This window comes from Oleiphilus sp. HI0132, assembly GCF_001635845.1.
The window spans coordinates 1-1,078 of the sequence record NZ_LWGJ01001870.1; the positions used below are offsets into that span (position 1 = coordinate 1).

Annotated in this window: 2 protein-coding genes; one reads left to right on the forward strand and one right to left on the reverse strand. The window is 46.3% G+C overall.

Annotated features, from left to right (window positions below; genetic code table 11):
• The coding region (locus A3766_RS28255; protein WP_197479819.1) for a hypothetical protein at positions 1-344 on the forward strand (344 nt) is incomplete at its 5' end.
• A gap of 114 nt (positions 345-458) precedes the next feature.
• On the opposite strand, the gene hisF is transcribed toward A3766_RS28255, so the two are convergent.
• Positions 459-1,078, reverse strand: a 620-nt coding sequence (gene hisF, locus A3766_RS28260; RefSeq protein ID WP_068643438.1) for an imidazole glycerol phosphate synthase subunit HisF, incomplete at its 5' end; no start/stop codon positions are given.

The following is a 1,078-nucleotide window of genomic DNA, read 5'->3' on the forward strand; positions in this document are numbered from 1 at the left end:
ACGAAGCAATGAAGATTCTGAACACCGAAAGACAAACCACGCTATCAGAATTGATCCACCTGTTCCATTTAACCAAAGAGCGAGCCTTATCGAGCATCCGTCCTATCATTCTTTTTGTAGAGCGCACTGGCGGCAAAGTAACAGCCTTACGTCTTGATAATATCAACGACATCGTCACCTTTAACAAAAAAGTATTTTGTCGAGATGACTCTGCAGATGGAATCATGAGAAGTAAAAATGATGACTTTGTGGTGGAAGGCTTTCTTAGAGACGGTAACGAAGCACCATTAATGCTGATCAACTGCCAGCCTGAGAGCAAGTCTGAATCTAATCAGGTTGCATAGAATTTAAAAAGCTTTGTAGGCAGCGCCTTCCACGGCTCGCATGAGGGCTAGCACGAAATTGATCGTGCGCCTGAACCCTCTGCCTACAATAGACAACTTTCTCGCGCTTAAGACCTACAGGCGCATTTCAATACCACAATCGGCCATATGTGCCTTGGCTTCTTGAACGCTGTACTCTCCAAAATGAAAAATACTTGCTGCCAGAACAGCATCGGCGCCACCTTCCAAAACTCCATCTGCCAAGTGCTGTAAATTCCCCACACCGCCAGATGCTATAACCGGAATAGACACAGCATCGGTAATCGCCCTAGTGACGCCTAAGTCGAAGCCGTTTTTCATACCGTCCTGATCCATACTGGTTAGTAATATTTCACCAGCACCGTAATCAGCCATTTTCTTGGCCCATTCGATTGCATCCAAGCCTGTAGGCTTACGACCACCATGAGTAAAGATTTCCCATCGACCTTCTTCACCCTCTGCACTCACCTTCTTCGCATCAATTGCGACGACAATACATTGGCTGCCAAATTTCTCGGCAGCTTCACGAACAAACTCTGGGTTAAATACTGCCGCTGTATTGATCGCAACCTTATCCGCGCCGGCATTCAACATACAGCGGATATCTTCAACTTTTCGGATTCCACCACCAACCGTTAGCGGAATAAACACTTCACTCGCCATTTTTTCAACAGTATGAACCATTGTGTCACGGCCTTGGTGACTCGCTGTGATGT